The organism is Solimonas fluminis, from assembly GCF_002930645.1.
In the GTDB taxonomy this organism is placed as follows: Bacteria; Pseudomonadota; Gammaproteobacteria; order Nevskiales; family Nevskiaceae; genus Solimonas_A; species Solimonas_A fluminis.
On the sequence record NZ_PSNW01000002.1, the window covers coordinates 130,556 to 145,982 of the forward strand.

10 protein-coding genes are annotated in these 15,427 nt (G+C 69.7%); 7 read left to right on the forward strand and 3 right to left on the reverse strand.

What is annotated here, in order from left to right:
* Positions 1-101 precede the first annotated feature (101 nt).
* From C3942_RS04345 to C3942_RS04360, 4 genes are all read left to right on the forward strand, one after another.
* Positions 102-2,030 carry a DUF1302 domain-containing protein gene (locus C3942_RS04345; RefSeq protein ID WP_165797317.1) on the forward strand — a complete coding sequence of 643 codons (1,929 nt, stop codon included), beginning with the start codon at positions 102-104 and terminating at the stop codon, positions 2,028-2,030.
* A gap of 115 nt (positions 2,031-2,145) precedes the next feature.
* Positions 2,146-2,787, forward strand: coding sequence for a TetR/AcrR family transcriptional regulator (locus tag C3942_RS04350; RefSeq protein WP_165797318.1), 642 nt, complete (start codon positions 2,146-2,148; stop codon positions 2,785-2,787).
* A gap of 30 nt (positions 2,788-2,817) precedes the next feature.
* Positions 2,818-3,024 carry a hypothetical protein gene (locus tag C3942_RS04355; protein ID WP_104229143.1) on the forward strand — a complete coding sequence of 69 codons (207 nt, stop codon included), beginning with the start codon at positions 2,818-2,820 and terminating at the stop codon, positions 3,022-3,024.
* Positions 3,025-3,379: 355 nt separating this feature from the next.
* Positions 3,380-3,610, forward strand: a complete 231-nt coding sequence (locus C3942_RS04360; protein WP_133164229.1) for a hypothetical protein — start codon at positions 3,380-3,382, stop codon at positions 3,608-3,610.
* A 193-nt stretch (positions 3,611-3,803) separates the two neighbouring features.
* On the opposite strand, the gene C3942_RS04365 is transcribed toward C3942_RS04360, so the two are convergent.
* The 3 genes from C3942_RS04365 to C3942_RS04375 form a co-directional block, all read right to left on the reverse strand.
* A complete protein-coding gene (locus C3942_RS04365; RefSeq protein ID WP_165797319.1) occupies positions 3,804-6,122 on the reverse strand; it encodes a GH92 family glycosyl hydrolase in 2,319 nt (772 codons plus the stop codon).
* A 355-nt stretch (positions 6,123-6,477) separates the two neighbouring features.
* Positions 6,478-9,423 (reverse strand): neutral/alkaline non-lysosomal ceramidase N-terminal domain-containing protein, encoded by a 2,946-nt coding sequence (locus C3942_RS04370; protein WP_104229146.1) that lies wholly within the window; start codon positions 9,421-9,423, stop codon positions 6,478-6,480.
* The gene (locus C3942_RS04375) at positions 9,420-11,231 is read right to left on the reverse strand and encodes a hypothetical protein (protein WP_133164230.1); all 1,812 of its coding nucleotides are present in this window, start codon (positions 11,229-11,231) and stop codon (positions 9,420-9,422) included. The genes C3942_RS04370 and C3942_RS04375 overlap by 4 nt, the downstream gene beginning before the upstream one ends.
* Before the next feature lie 273 nt (positions 11,232-11,504).
* Between C3942_RS04375 and trkA the strand changes: the two genes are divergently transcribed.
* From trkA to C3942_RS04390, 3 genes are all read left to right on the forward strand, one after another.
* Positions 11,505-12,878, forward strand: a complete 1,374-nt coding sequence (gene trkA, locus C3942_RS04380; protein WP_104229148.1) for a Trk system potassium transporter TrkA — start codon at positions 11,505-11,507, stop codon at positions 12,876-12,878.
* A complete protein-coding gene (locus C3942_RS04385; RefSeq protein ID WP_104229149.1) occupies positions 12,878-14,368 on the forward strand; it encodes a potassium transporter TrkG in 1,491 nt (496 codons plus the stop codon). The genes trkA and C3942_RS04385 overlap by 1 nt, the downstream gene beginning before the upstream one ends.
* 114 nt (positions 14,369-14,482) lie before the next feature.
* Positions 14,483-15,421 carry a homoserine kinase gene (locus C3942_RS04390; RefSeq protein WP_104229150.1) on the forward strand — a complete coding sequence of 313 codons (939 nt, stop codon included), beginning with the start codon at positions 14,483-14,485 and terminating at the stop codon, positions 15,419-15,421.
* Positions 15,422-15,427: the final 6 nt, after the last annotated feature.

The window sequence follows — 15,427 nt, forward strand, 5'->3', positions numbered from 1 at the left end:
AGTAGGTTAAATCCTACGGGCGATGCAACTATCCCCATGGTCAATTAATCGCCGGCCGCCGCGACAATCGCGGCGGACCGGCGCGTTCCATGGAGGAAGAGATGTCGCCGAGCCGTCCCCCTGCCCGCGCGCCGCGCCTTGCCGCGCCCGCCACCCTGCTGCTGGCCGCCGGCTGGGCAGCCCCTGCCGCCGCCGGATCCTTCGAGCTGTTCGGGCTGGACGCCAGCTACCAGCTGCAGGGCAGCTATGCCCTGGCGGTACGCACCGAGAAGCCGCATGACGGCATCATCAACACGCCACCGAGCCCGAAGATCCCGATCCCGGACTTCATCAAGTTCAACGAGTCGCACAACTACGACGACGGCGATCGCAACTTCAAGCGCGGCTCCATCGTCAACAACCGCGTGTCCTTCCTCGGCGAGCTGCAGCTCAGCCGCGACGACTACGGCGTGCTGCTGCGCGGCGACGCCTTCTACGATCGCGTCTATCGCGGCTTCAACGACAACGACTCCCTGGACACGATGAACCGCACCGAGGGGCGGCACAACTTCCCCAACGTGGGCCGGGCCGACGAGTTCTCCGACGAGGCGGCGTTCTACGACGGCCGCCGCGCGCGCCTGCTGGACGCCTATGCCTACGGTTCGTGGTACGTCGGCGATTCGGGCGCGCTGAACCTGCGCATCGGCCGCCATATCGCAGCCTGGGGCGAGAGCCTGTTCTTCTCCGGCATCGCGCTGGCACAGTCGCCGGCCGACGCCACCAAGGCCGCGGTACCGGGCGCCGACGTGAAAAGCATCCTGCTGCCGGTCAACCAGGTGTCGATGCAGTTCGCGCTCAACAGCGACTGGACCCTGCTGGGCCAGTACAAGCTGGAGTACAAGGCCACCGAGCTGAATCCGGTGGGCGAATTCTTCTCGGTCAGCGACGTGGTGGGCCCGGGCGCGCAATTCATCTGGGGCATCGAGAACCCGCTGTACCTGGCCAACCTCTCGGACCTGAACCTGCTGTCCTCGGACCTGCCCGAGACCGTCGACCTGCTCAACGACCTGCTGAACCTGAACCTGCCGATCCAGGGCGTGACCGGGCTCCTCGGCGGCCTGCTGGATCGCCTGGACCCGCTGCTGCCCGACCTCAACCTGCCGCTGGGCGCGATCCAGCAGCCGAACACGCCGCGCTACATCAACGTGGAGCGCAAGCACGACATCCGTCCCAGCGACCACGGCCAGTGGGGCGTGGGCCTGAAGTACCAGGTGACGCCGGAGACCAATGTCGGCCTCTACCGCCTGCGCTACCACAACACCACGCCGGCACCGGTGCAGAACTACGACTACGCCGTCCTGCTGCCGGGCAGCGGCGGCCTGCCGCCGCTGACCACCCAGGCGCTGGGCCTGAAGGTGCCCACCACCTACAACATCCGCTACTTCGACGGCATCGACATGACCGCCATGAGCTTCTCCACGACGCTGTTCGGCGTCAGCGTGGGCGGCGAGGCGATCCTGCGCGAGGGCATCGACCTGCTGGTGGACGTGGACGGCGGCCTGCTGGGCCCGGTGCCCACGCCGAGCCGCGGCGACGTCGCCCAGGGCCTGCTGTCGGGCCTTTACACGATGGGCCCGGCGCTGTTCTGGGACGCGCTGACCCTGGTCGGCGAGGCCAGCTACATCCACGTGCTGGACGTGGACCAGGCCTGCGGCCCGACCAACTGCTCCAACGACCTGACCTACAACACCGATGCCTGGGGCTACTCGCTGCTGGTGCTGATCGACCGCAAGAACGTCGTCGACGGCTGGGACCTGCAGATTCCGCTGTTCTGGCAGGGCATCGGCGACGGCCAGTCCTCGATGCTGTCGGGCCTGGGTTCGCTGATGGGCGAGGGTGACCGCCGCGCCAGCGTCGGCGCCAACTTCACGCGCCTGCAGCAGTTCACCGTGGGCGTCAGCTACAACGCCTACCTGGGCGACCCGCACTTCCGCAAGCGCCCCTATGCCGACCGCGACTTCGCCGCGTTCACGATGAAGTACCTGTTCTGAGCTGATCCGGCGCACCATGAGGCGGCGTCCGCTCCCGGCGGACGCCGCCTTTTTTGATTTCGCACGCCCCATTCGGGGGGGGCGTCGGCGTACCGTGCTTGGAGTACAAATGCACATGACCGTCGCCATCGAAAAAAGACCCGCCCGCTGGTCCCGCCGCAGCGAAGCCCGTCCGGGCGAGCTGGTCCAGGCGGCCCTGGAACTGTTCGTGGAGCGCGGCTACGCCGCCACCCGGCTGGAGGACGTGGCCCAGCGCGCCGGCGTCAGCAAGGGCACGATCTACCTGTACTACGGCTCCAAGGAAGAGCTGATGCGCGCGGCGATCCGGCTCGCGGTGCAGCCCAAGCTGCAGTTCGCCGAGGAGGTCATGGAACGCTCCGAGCGCAGCACCCGCGACATGCTGCGCCTGATCGCGGCCAACTGGATGGAGGACAACAGCCGCTCCTCCAGCCGCGGCATCCTCAAGCTGCTGGTCTCGGAATGCCGCAACTTCCCCGAGCTGGGGCACTTCTACTGCGAGGAGGTCATGCAGCGCGGCCGTGCCTTCTGGCTGCGCCTGCTGCGGCGGGGCATCGAGCGCGGCGAGCTGCGGGACATCGACCCGGAGGCCTACCTGGCGGTGGTGACGGCTCCCCTGACCCTGCTGACGATCTGGCAGCACTCCCTGGGCCTGTTCGAGAAACCTTCCATCGATCCCAGGGTCTATCTGGAAACCTACGTGGACATGCTGTTCCAGGGCCTCGGCAAACCGGCCTGATGGCATGGCCGTTGCACTGAATATTTCGTCATGGATACCCAATACCTCCAGCTGCCCGAGTGGCACTGCCTCCTGCGCGCCGCCCGCGGCGCTTCCGTCTCCGATGCCGGCCTGGCGGTCCTGGCGCGTCTGGAACGCCTCGGCCTGCTGATGCGCGCCGGCAGCGGCCGACACCTGGTCACGTCCCGCGGCCTGCAGCTGCTGGAGCGCTCCGCTCCCTCGGCCCGGGCGGCCTGAGCCGGCCACCGTCCTTCCCCTGCCCCCTTCCGGGGCCGCCGCTGCGCCGCCCATAAAAAAGCCGGCGCATGGGGGCGCCGGCAGTCATCCGGTGCTTCCGGATGGAGGAGGAAACGTCATGGCCGCCATTGTCGGCCAGCGGCTCTCCCCGGCACCTCGTCCACTTGCAGGCGTCTTCCGCGTTCTGCACGGCGTCCCGCCGCAGCGGCTTGCGGCTTGCACGCCCGACGGTCGGGCGCTCCCCGCCGTCTGTGACGCAGCTAACTGAAATCCAAGCGAAAAAGCCTGACGATAACGCCATGTTCGTGGTGGCAAGGAGCTTGCGCCTGAGCCTTGCAACCACGGGGGAATGAACATGAAGAACCAGATCACTGCCGCCGCCATCGTCCTGGCCCTGCTCGCCGGGCTGGTGGCCGTACCGCTGCTGTTCCGCGCGCTGATGGACCTGCTGTTCGTGCAGCCGGGCGGCTGGCAGGTCTGGCTGCTGCTGGGGCTGGCGGTCTTCCTGATCGAGCAGGTCAGCGCCTGGATGGGCGCGGCCGCGCCGCGGCGGCGGCCACTGGCCAAGGCGCGCGAGCGGGCCTGAACCGCAACAGCCCCAGGCAGGCCCCGAAGAAGTCGGTTGGTATCGAGCCTGCCGAAGCACGGGCGGGCTCTCTGCTCCACGGGTCAACGAGTTACCGCCCACCCTTCGACAGGCTCAGCGCGAACGGCAACTTCGTCAGGGTTTCCCGGCGCTTCCCGGTGCAGGCGAGAGGCACGACAGGGTCCTTCATGCCTCATCGAGCGATCCTGCCTGCCTCGCATCCGAAATCCTCCAGACCGTTCGCACTCACCGAAGGCGGCGCGGAATCCGCGGCCCAGCCGGGGTCCGGCAGCGCCGCGGTCTGCAGGCGCACCGTGGCCGCGCCGCGAGGCAACCGCAGCCAGCTGCCGCCGATCGCCTCGCCATCCAGCGACAGGCCGTCGACGAAGGGCTGCAGCGGGCCGGCGCCGGGCGCCTCGATCACCAGGTCGCCGCCGGGACGATGCAGCGTCACCTTCTCGAAGGCGGGGCTGCCGACCACCGCCAGCGGCGCACCGGGATTGATCGGGTAGAGCCCGATCAGCGTCCAGGCCAGCCAGCCGGACAGCGCGCCGAGATCGTCGTTGCCGGGCAGCCCCAGCGGCGTCGGCGCGAACAGCGCGGCGGCGGACCGCGCCACCACCTGCGTCTTCCAGGGCGCGCCGGCGTAGTTGTAGAGATAGGGCGCCTGCAGGTCGTGCTCGTTGCCCGGCGCGTACTGGTTGCCGTAGTAGAACAGGCCGAACAGCGTCAGCTGGTTCTGCACGAAGGGCCAGGCCCCGGGCAGCAGGCTCGCCGGCAGCAGGAAGAAGGTGTCGAGCCGGCGCTGCACCTCGGCATTGCCGCCCATGCGCTCGAACAGCCCCGGCAGGTCGTGCATCGCCAGCCAGCTGTACTGCCAGGAAGTGCCCTCCTGGAAGCCGTAGGGCAGTTCCGGCAGGAAGGGAGCGAGCCAGCTGCCGTCCTCGTGGCGAGGACGGATGAAGCCGCTCTGCGGATCGACCAGGTTGCGGTAGTTGAGCGACTGCTGTGCCAGGCGCTGCGCCTCGGTTCCGTCGCCGCTGCTGGCCGTCATCAGCGCCAGGGCGAAGTCGGCGATGCCGTACTCCAGCGTGGTGCCGGCTTCGCGCGCACCGCCGGCGAAGACCGCCAGTGGATTCGCCGGCTTCTCCACCGGCAGGTAGCCCGGCGCCAGGGCCTCGCGCCGCGAGCGTTCCAGCGCCTGCATCGCCGCCAGCAGCGGCGCGCGCTCGGCGGCCGGCAGCAGGCCGCGGCACCAGCCTTCGCCGATGAAAGGAATCACCGGATCGCCGGACATGTGCGAGGCATCCACCGGCCCCTGCTGCCAGCGCGGCAGCCGGCCGCCCTGGACGTGGAAGTCCAGCAGCGAAAGCACCATGTCGCGGTATCGCGCGGGCTGGATCTCGGCCAGCATCTGGTTCTGGCCCCGGTAGCTGTCCCACAGCGAATACTGGCTGTAGTGGGGACGCACGGAGGCATGCACGGCGTTGTCGGGCCCGCGGTAGCGGCCGTCGATGTCGCCGTGCAGGTTGGGAAACTGCTGGATGCGGTACAGCGCGGTATACAGCGAGCGGCGCTGCAGTTCCGTGCCGCCCTCCACCTCCACGCGCGCCAGCTCGCCCTGCCATTGCTCGCGCAGCCGGCCGCGCTGCGCGTCGAAATCCCAGTGCGGCAGCTCGGCGAGATTGCGCCGCGCGCCGGCCAGGTCGGTATAGGACACGGCGATCTTCGCCTGCAGCGTCCGCGGAGCGCCGTCGAAGTCCAGCAGCAGGGCCAGGCGCTCGCCCTCCACCACGGCCCCCGGCTGCAGCGCCTGCCCCTCGCGCGTGGCGGCGCGGAACGGCGCATCGAGCTGCAGGGCGAAATACAGGGTGTAGCCGTCGCCGGTATCGACGCTGCCGGAGACCAGGCCGTCCGGCTCCAGTTGCGCCCGCGCCGGGTGGTAGCCGGCGAGATCGCGCGAGACGTCGAGCAGCAGGCGCGGCGCGCCGCGGCTGTAGTGGTAGCGGTGCAGCGCCACGCGCTCGCTGGCGGTGATCTCGGCGGTGGTGCCGTAGCGCAGCAGGCCGACGCGGTAGTAGCCCGCCTCCGCGCGGTGATCCAGCGGGTTCAGCGGCGAGGCGTAGGCCGGCACCGGGTTGGGCCAGCCGAGCTGCGACAGGTCGCCCGGCGTCAGTTCGCCGGTGAACGGCAGCAGCGCGAACTGCCCGCCCTTGGGCGCACCGGCCGACATGTGCACCTGCGAGAAGCCGGTGACCAGCAGGTTCTGCACGGAGTAGCCGCCGTAGTTCAGCGGCCCCTCGGTATCCGGCCCGGGCTGCACCATGCCGAAGGGCGCGAAAGGCCCGGGGTTCACGAAGCCGGGCGGGAAGCTGCCGATGAAGGGATCGACATGGGCCGCCAGGTCGCCGCGGGCCGCGGGCGGCGTGTCCGGCGGCGAGGCCGCGCCATCGCCCGAGGACGGCGCGCCGCTGCGCGCGCCGCAGGCCGACAGCCAAAGGGCCGCCAGCACGGCGGCGAATAAAGTCCGGACCCGCAAAACGCCCCCCGACGTTGCACGAGCCGGTGTCCCCTTCTTGCCACGGGGAAAAATCATGATCGCGATCGCCTCCCCACGGCGGTCGCAGGCGCGGCGCGCATCCTTTCCGGGATACGCGCCGGCTGCTTCCCCGCCTCTCCTCCCCACCCGGATGCCTGGGCATGCCCGGCATCGCTGTATTCGTATGGCTTCGAGTCTAGGACCGCGGCGGCCGGCGCCCCGATAGTAAATTTCGACTTTTGTCAGCCCTGCTGCGGGCCGCGGGCAGCGGCAAAAAAGCAGGGCCTGCGGCGCGCCCCCCGACGCACCGCAGGCCTGCCCGGCACCGTCAGCGCAGTTCGTGCGTGCCGGTGTTGCCGTCCTGGTCGACTGCGCGCAGGCGCGCATGGTCGCCGTCGCCGAGCTTCACGCTGACGCGGCAGGCCTTGCCTCGCGCACTGCAGGACGCGGCCAGGGTCTCGCTAGCGCCGCCGGCGCGCGTCACCAGCAGCTCGGCGCGCTGGAACCAGCCGCGCTGCGCCCAGGGACGGAACGTGCACTGGTCGCAGATGCGCGGGTCGCCGTTGTCGGAGACGAAGGGAAAGGGGCTGCCCTCGTAGCTGCGCGGGTAGACGATGTCCGCCACGTCGAAGCTCACCGCGTCGGCACCGGCCGAGACGTTGGCGAAGCCGATGCCGTCCCAGACCGTGACGGCGAAGGGTTCGGAGCAGAAGGCGTAGGGTACGGTGCTGAAGGACTGGCGCGACTTGCCTTCCACGCAGAAGCGGTAGTGGCCGGGCGCGGTACTGCCGAGCCGCGCCGGGAAGGCGGTGTAGGCCTCGTAGCTGGCGCTCCAGACCCATTCCTGCATGCCGGTGTAGGTGCGCAGCACGCCGGGCAGGCCGTCGGGGAACTCGACGCGCACGGGAATCTCGCCGCTCTGGTCGGCATGCGGCAGCCACACGCCGGGTGCGGACTCGCGCTCCACCCGCACGCGCGGGTTGTCCACCGCGGTGGAGCCGCCGCGCCACTGGAAGTGCGCGGCCTGGAAGCGCGTGATGGACTGCGGCTGCTGCAGCGCCTCCGGGGTACCGGCGTCGTTCGGCAAGCCCGCGTTCCAGGCCTCGTAGGCCGCGCCGCTGAGCGCGCCCACGGTGGTCGAGACGATCTGCTGTCGCAGTTCGTCCACCGCCGCCAGCGGGTCGAGCAGCTCGCCGGACAGCGCCGCGCCGCCCTGCATGTAGGCCGCCATGCGCACCAGGCGCGTGACCATGTAGTCGGCCGTGTGCGCGCCGTAGGAGGTCAGCGCCTTGCGGTAGCTGTCGCGGTTCATGTACTCCCGGTAGCTGAGCGTGTAGCCGTTGTAGTCACCGGCATGGCCGATGCCCACGGCCAGCTTGTAGCCCGGCGCGTCGAGGTCCTGCACTTCCTCGCGCGTGAAGTTGCCCCAGATCCGGGTGATGTCCGCGGGCTCGCTGTTGGCGGCCAGCGCGTTCTGCGGCAGGTCCCAGCCGCGGGCATCGTTGTGCACCTGGGCGCGCATGCGCGCGATGGCCTCCGGCGCGAAGTTGTCGCCGGGGATGGCCGTGGCGTTCTCCGGATCGGCCGGATCGAAGTAGGACTCCTGGATCGCGCAGGCGGCGGCATAGGCCGGATCGTCCTTGAACTCCGGGATCAGGCAGGCCCAGTCGAAGCCGGCGTAGATGTCGCCGCGCCTGCGGTTGAGGCGCGATTCCAGGTTGAGGATGAGGTCGGACTGCGCCTCGCAGGCACAGGACGCCAGCAGCACGTCGCCGAGCCGGAAGGTCTGCAGCTTGAGCCGCAGGTTCTCCTCGACCACGCCGGCCGAGGGCGCGTCGTAGTGGTCCGGCACCGGGATGTTCTCGGCCTTCAGCAGGGCGTAGAGCTGGCCGGCGCGCCCCAGGATCGGGTCGGCGCCCGGGATCTGGATGCGCGTGCAGTCCGGCAGGCCGATCACCGGCACCCCGATGTCCCCCCCCGCGGTGGGTTCCGTGCGGCAGTTGGAGACGCTGGGATAGGGATGCGACAGCGGCCCCGGCACCCAGGCGGTGAGGTGGTCCACCTCGAAGTCGCCGGACAGCGGCACCCGCGCCTGCGGACCGCCGATCTGCTGCCAGGCCTTGCGGATGTCATCGGCGAGATAGCGGGCATTGCGCTCGGTCTGCACGTAGCCCGAGTGCTGCCAGTCGCGGATCACGCCCTGGCCAGGCGGGCAGCCGTTGCGCTCCGGCGCCTCGGCGTCGCCCTTCCAGCGGCCGCAGACGCGGGCCCGGTCGTCGAGCATCTCCTCCGGGTCGCCGCTATTCTCGGCGCTGCCGACGTCGCCCTGGCTGAATACCAGCGGCGCGCCGATCTCGCGGTCGATGAAGCGCTCCAGGGGGCCCAGGTAGTCGGCGCTGTGCAGGTCGTGCGGGTCCAGGCTCTCGGGGTGCTCGCCCCAGTTGACCCAGACCGCCAGCGGCTTCGGCTGCGCCGGATTGCTGAGGTCGTCGAAGCGCATCACCACCAGGCCGTGGTCGTTGTACTCGCGCGGATAGCCGGCCGGCGTGCCGTCGTCGGCCGTGGCGGTGCGCACGACATTGCCCTTGTAGACGCGGTGCCGGATCTCTGTGGCGCCCATGCGCGCGGGCTTGAGGCTGGCCGCCGCGCTCTCGATGGCGCTGGCCATGGCCCGGGCCTGGTGCTCGAAGAAGCGCGCGTCGAACACGTCCTGGAACACGAACAGGCCCACCGCCAGCGTCGAGGCGTAGGCGGAGCTGTGGTCGTGGGTGACGTGGTACAGGATCTGGTCGTAGCCGATGCCGGAATCGCCCTGGTCCAGCAGCTGGCCGACGCGGCGCAGCAGCATGTCCTGCGCCAGGTAGTTGTCGGTCTTCAGCAGCGCGATGCGCTTGCCGTTGCTGCCTTCCACCACGATGGCGCGCGCCGTGGGGCGCGACTGCACGCCATAGCTGGCGTGCTTGAGCTTGTGCGTCAGGAAGGGATCGAAGTCGCCGTTGATGAGGCCGCCGAGCGTGTCGGTGGCGTACTCGCAGTACTGGCCGGCGCAGTAGCCGATGTCCGCCGTCATGTCGGCCACGCCGACGCCGGCCCGGACCTTCGGGGCACCGGCCGGCGGCTGGCCGCTGTCCTCGCCGCTCACGGAGTCGCTGCGGCCGGTGCAGGCGGCGAGCGCGAGCGCCGTGGCACAGAGCGCTGAAACCAGCCAGCGCGCACGTCTCCCCTCTCCCTCCGGGAGCAGGAGGCCATGGCCGCGGGTCGCCTCGGCGTTCACTGCAGCGACTCGTCGTCGTCGAGCAGGCCGCAGATCGCCGGCGACAGGCTCAGCAGGCTGCAGAGGCTGGTGACGGGCAGCTTCGGATCGATCAGGCCGCAGAAGGCTTCCGGCGCGCCGGCGTCGATGCAGTTCTGCGCGAACTGCGTCTGCACGTACTCCAGCTGCAGGGCGATGTCGCTGACGATGCAGTCGCCGCTGCCCGGCGCGGTGCAGGCGCGGAGGTTGGCCGGCAGGTACTCGATGGGCGAGGCGTCGAACAGCGGCAGGTAGCCCTGCAGGCGCAGCAGCGGCGCCGTCAGCGGGCCCATCGACACGAACTCCTCGTAGCCGGTGAAGGGGATCAGGAAGCCGGTGTCGCCGGAGGCGTCGATGTAGCTGAACTCCTCTTCCGGCAGGATGTAGCCGAAGGAGTTCTGCGTGAGGCCGAACAGCATCACGCCGGCGCCGGGGTTGGCGCCTTCCGCCAGGCCCCGGATGAACTGGCCGAAGGTGTTGGTGGCCTCGCCGGGGATGGTGGCGATCTCCAGCCCCCCGGCGCCGCCCAGGCTGATGCGCGTCACCAGCGTCTCCGCTGTCAGCGGCGCCTGCCCGATCTGCGTGGTGACCGTGCCGAGGATCTCGTGCAGCACCGGGATGTCGGTGAGCTGGCGCGGCGTGAAGTCGTAGTAGCGGTTGAAGGCGCCCAGCGGCGCGGCCACCGCGAACAGCGGGTTGGTCACGGGCAGGATGACGTTGGCGTTGCGCAGCGACAGTTCCGGCGCCAGCTCGCGGCGCGGCTGCTTCAGGGCAAAGGCGGCGAGGTCGCGGCCGCGGCAGCGCACGCTCTCGTAGGCATCGGGCTCGGCGAAGGGACACTCGCCGCCGCGCGGCGAGGCGTCGGCGATGGGGCCGTTGTAGTACAGGCCGACGCCGCCCTGGCGCTCCAGCTCCTTCATCGCGCCGTAGACATAGTCGGCATGCGGGATGCGCGGGTCTTCGTCGATGCTGGTGGGGTGCGCGGCGTACTGCAGGATCTGCAGGATCGGCCGGCGGCTGCGCGCATCCTCGAAGCGCAGCAGGCTGACCGCCGGATCGGCATCGTCCGCCGGGTTCACGCGCGGACGGCGGTAGTTGTTGAAGTCGGAGTTGATGCCCTGGCCCAGGCTGGCCCTGGCGCGGGCGCGGCCGGCGATGGCCTCCCTCGTCGCCTGCGCGGCGCCGGCATAGAGCACGTCGGTGATCCACTGCTGCGGCACGCCGCCCCAGAGGCCCTGCAGGTCGGCGCCGGCATGGGTGTGGGTCTGGCCGAAGACCACGTGGTCGGCCTCGATGCACCATTCCAGCGCACAGCTGGCTTCGACCACGGCGGCGCGCAGGCCGTCCTGGATCAGGTTGCCGGCGCCGATGGCGTCCAGCGTGACGAAGGCGATGCGCGTCCCGCCCTGCTCCACCACCGCCAGGCGCAGCCAGGTGTGCTCGTCGTCGCGGTAGCGCGGGCTGCGGTGCACCCGCTCCTGCGCCGGCTGGGTCAGGCTGGGCCCGAGCTGCGCGAAGGGGTTGGGCAGGTTCTGGATCGGGTTGATGCCGTAGCCGCCCAGGTTGAACTGCTGCAGCTTGGTGCCGAGGAACAGGCGCGATTCCTCGATGCCGTCGATCTGCTCCTGGCTGGGACTGACGATGGCCCTGGCCGCCCCCACGCACCAAGCGCCCGCCTCGCAGGGCGTGGCCGCCGCCCCGTGGCCGGCGGCGCCGTCCACGGGCTCACTGCTGTGACAGCCCGCCAGCATCGCCAGCGACAGGGCCGCCCCCATCCGCAACATCCGCATCCTGAGTTCTCCCCCAGCGCGGGGGTACGCCGCGGATCGCCGCCGGTCGCCCCCTCTGGATCTTCTGATGACGGCCCGGGGCCGCCCGCTTCCGCGCCGTCCTGCCGCGGAATTCTCTTTTTGTTACAAGGGAGTCTAGGTCGCCGCCGGGGGGCGTCACATAGTAAATTCGACCTCGAAGGCGAGCCGCCATTCGGCGCCTGGGTTCTTGCGGCGGTGCAACAAGAGGATTAACGTGCGCGCCCTTGACGGCATGATGGGACAGTCCCTGTCGTGAAAATCATCATCCTTGGTGCGGGACAGGTCGGCACGACATTGGCCGAGAATCTCGCCAGCGAGCAGAACGACATCACCGTCGTCGACCAGAGCGTGTCCTCGCTGGAGGACCTGCAGGAGCGGCTGGACATCCGCACGGTGGAGGGCAACGCGGCGCATCCGGACGTGCTGCGCCGCGCCGGCACCGACGACGCCGACATGCTGATCGCGGTCACCGACAGCGACGAGACCAACATGCTCGCCTGCCAGATCGCCTACACGCTGTTCCAGACGCCGACCAAGATCGCGCGCGTGCGCGCCGCCGAGTACCTCAAGGAGCCGCGGCTGTTCGGCCCCGGCGCGCTGCCGGTGGACATGCACATCTCGCCCGAGCAGCTGGTCACCGACTACATCCGCCGCCTGATCGAGTACCCGGGCGCGCTGCAGGTGGTGGACTTCGCCGACGGCAAGGTGCGGCTGGTGGGCGTCAAGGCGCATTTCGGCGGCCCGCTGGTGTCGCGCCAGCTCAAGGAGCTGCCGGGCCACCTGCCGGGCGTGGATGCCCGCGTCGCCGCGATCTACCGCCGCGGCCGCCCGATCATCCCGGAGGGCGACACCGTGATCGAGTCCGACGACGAGGTGTTCTTCGTCGCCGCGCGCGACCACATTCCCAAGATCATCGCGGAGCTGCGCCGCCAGGACAAGCCGGTGAAGCGCATCATGCTGGCCGGCGGCGGCAACATCGGCCTGCGCCTGGCGCGCGGCCTGGAGGACAAGATCCAGGTCAAGCTGATCGAGCGCTCGCGCGACCGCGCGCGGCATCTCTCCGGCCAGCTCAACCACGCCATCGTGCTCTGCGGCGACGCCGCCAACGAGGCGCTGCTGCGCGAGGAGAACATCGAGGACATCGACGTGTTCTGCGCGGTGACCAACGACGACGAGGCCAACATCCTGTCGGCGATGCTGGCCAAGCGCCTGGGCGCGCGCAAGGCCCTGTGCCTGATCAACCGCGTGTCCTACGTGGACCTGGTGGAGGGCAGCTCGATCGACATCGCGATCTCGCCGCAGCAGTCCACGGTCTCCGCCCTGCTGGCGCACGTGCGCCGCGGCGACGTGGTCAAGGTGCACGCGCTGCGCCGCGGCGCCGCCGAGGCGATCGAGGCCGTGGCCCACGGCGACCGCCACAACTCCAAGGTGGTTGGCCGCCGGCTCGACGAGATCAAGCTGCCGCCGGGCACCACGATCGGCGCCATCGTGCGCGGCGACGAGGTGATCATCGCGCACCATGACACGGTGATCGAGGCGGAGGACCACGTGATCCTGTTCATCGTGGACAAGAAGCACGCGCGCGAGGTCGAGAAGCTGTTCCAGCTGGGCCTGCGCTTCCTCTGATGCCGCGCACCCTGTCCAACGGCCGGCCCCGCTACCACCGCTACGCGGGCGTGCAGCGCATCATGGGCATCCTGCTCATGGTGTTCAGCCTGTCCATGCTGCCGCCGCTGGCCATGGACCTGTTCTGGGCGGAGGAGACCACCACGCCGTTCCTCGGCGGCCTGTGGATCACCCTCACCACCGGCGCGCTGCTATGGTGGCCGGTGCGCCACGAGCGCAGCGAGCTGAAGGTGCGCGACGGCTTCCTCATCACCACCCTGTTCTGGGCGGTGCTGGGCCTGTTCGGCTCGATTCCCTTCTATTTCTCCGATGAAGGCTGGCACAGCATCTCCGAGGCGGTGTTCGAGTCGGTGTCCGGCCTGACCACCACCGGCTCCACCACCATCGCCAACGGCCTGGATGAACTGCCTCACTCGCTGAAGTACTACCGCAGCCAGCTGCACTGGCTGGGCGGCATGGGCATCGTCGTGCTGGCGGTGGCGGTGCTGCCGATGCTGGGCGTCGGCGGCATGGGCCTGTACAAGGCGGAGACGCCGGGCGTCATGAAGGATGCCAAGCTGACGCCGCGCATCACCAGCACGGCGCGCGCGCTCTGGCTGGTGTACCTGGCCCTGACCATTGCCTGCGGACTGGCCTACTGGTGGGCGGGCATGACGCCCTTCGACGCCCTTTGCCACGCCTTCTCCACCATCGCCAATGGCGGCTTCTCCACCCACGACAACAGCATCGGCCACTACGGCACCCTGCGCGTTGAACTGGTGGCGATGTTCTTCATGCTGGTGGGCGCCACCAACTTCGCCCTCCACTACATCGCCTTCAGCCGCCGCAGCCTGGGCAGCTACCTTCGGGACGGCGAGTTCCGCGTCTTCCTGTCGCTCTACTTCGCCATGGGCGTGCTGGTCTGCGTGCCGCTGATCCTGGCGGGCCCCTACGACGACCCGCTGACGGCCGTGCGCCATGGCATGTTCCAGGTCATCGCCTACGGCAGTACGGCGGGCTTCGCCACCGACAACCCCACGACCTGGCCGATGTACGTGCCGCTGCTGCTGGTGATGTGCACCTTCATGATGTGCTGCGGCGGCAGCACCGGCGGCGGCGTCAAGGTGGTGCGCCTGATGCTGTTCGTGCGCCAGGCCTTCCGCGAGCTGAAGCTGCTGGTGCACCCCAATGCCGAGGTCTCGATCAAGCTGGACGGCAAGGTGGTGCCCAACGACGTGGTCTACGCCGTGGGCGGCTTCTTCTCGGTCTACATCGGCATGACCCTGGCCCTGACCGGCCTGATGCTGACCACGGGGATGGACGGCATCACCGCCTTCTCCGCCGTGGCGGCCAGCATCAACAACGCCGGCCCCGGCCTGGGCGAGGTCAGCGCCAACGTCGCCACGGTCACCCCCTTCGGCAAGTGGGTGCTGATCTTCGCCATGCTGGCCGGCCGCCTGGAGGTCTTCACCCTGCTGGTGCTGTTCACCCCGGCGTTCTGGCGGCGGTAGCAGCCGGCATGCCCCTCGTAAGGGGACGAAACGGCGGAAACGGCCGGCGCGGGTGACGAACCAAGGGGGACTTTGCTCTAATTCGGCCTCTCCCCGGCCATCCGCCCCCTTTTTATGTCCGTCTTCACCAAGGTCAGCCACAGCGAACTGCAGGAATTCCTGCGCCAGTACCCCGTGGGGGAACTGCTGGGCTTCCAGGGTATCGGCGAGGGGGTCGAGAACACCAACTACTTCGTCGATACCAGCGACGGACGCTGGGTGCTGACCCTGTTCGAGCGCCTCAACTACGCCGACCTGCCCTTCTTCCTGGGCCTGATGGAGCACCTGGCCACCCGCGGCTTCCCGGGCGCCATGCCGGCCCATACCCACGAGGGCAAGTCGCTGACCACGCTCAACGGCAAGCCGGCCGCCCTGGTGCGCCGCCTGACCGGCCAGAGCGTGCTGTTCCCGGACATCGAGCAGTGCCGGCAGGTGGGCCGGGCGCTGGCCGAACTGCACATCGACGGCCAGTCCTATGCCGGCCGCTGCGAGAACTCGCGCGGCGCGGCCTGGCGCCTGGAAACCGGCCGCCTGATCGCCCCCAAGGTGGACGCCGGCGCCCGGGCCCTGATCGAGGACGAGCTGGCGGCCCAGCAGAAGCTGGACCTGTCGACCCTGCCCCAAGGCGTGATCCATGCCGACCTGTTCCGCGACAACGTGCTGTTCGTGGACCAGCGGCTGACGGGCGTGATCGACTTCTACTACGCCTGCAACGATTCGCTGGCCTACGACCTGGCCGTGACGCTCAACGACTGGTGCTTCGAACCCGACGGCGAGCTGAACCCGGCACGCTGGGACGCGATGCTCTCCGCCTACCGCGGCCGCCGCGAGCTGACCGCCGCCGAGCGTACCGCCTGGCCCCTGGTGCTGCGCGCGGCCGCGCTGCGCTTCTGGCTGTCGCGCCTGTACGACTGGGTGTTCCCGCGCGGCGGCGACATGGTGCACATCAAGGACCCCAACCAGTACCGCCGGATCCTGGAGCATCACCGCAATACGCCGCCGCCGGCATTCTGAAACGCC